This window comes from Parabacteroides sp. merdae-related_45_40 (assembly GCF_001915675.1).
This window is the reverse complement of sequence record NZ_MNQY01000079.1, coordinates 1-272: the sequence shown is the minus strand read 5'-3', so window position 1 is coordinate 272 and position 272 is coordinate 1. Positions and strand designations below refer to the sequence as shown.

Annotated in this window: 1 protein-coding gene; it reads left to right on the top strand. The window is 34.9% G+C overall.

From position 1 onward, the window contains the following. Positions 1 to 205 (top strand): hypothetical protein (locus BHV83_RS10635; protein WP_286757501.1); only part of this gene is annotated, 205 nt, incomplete at its 5' end. Positions 206 to 272: the final 67 nt, after the last annotated feature.

Sequence of the window (272 nt, the reverse complement as noted above, 5' to 3'; positions counted from 1 at the left end):
CCACACCCGGATCTCCCATACCCTTCCACCCGGGTCTGAAGAAACTTTTCAAGTTGTTTTCACCAAAAAAGTAGCTTGTCTTCATGAAAAAACGAGCCTTTTTATGCTGTTTTGTGTCAACTTCGGGACACATCATGAATTTGATAGAAGGCTGATATATAATAATTTATTGTTTTTCCCCATGATGGTTATGATAGATGAATGATAGTTGAAAACAGGAACTATCATAGAATAACAAACTGTTATACAGTCATATAAATTCAACTATGATA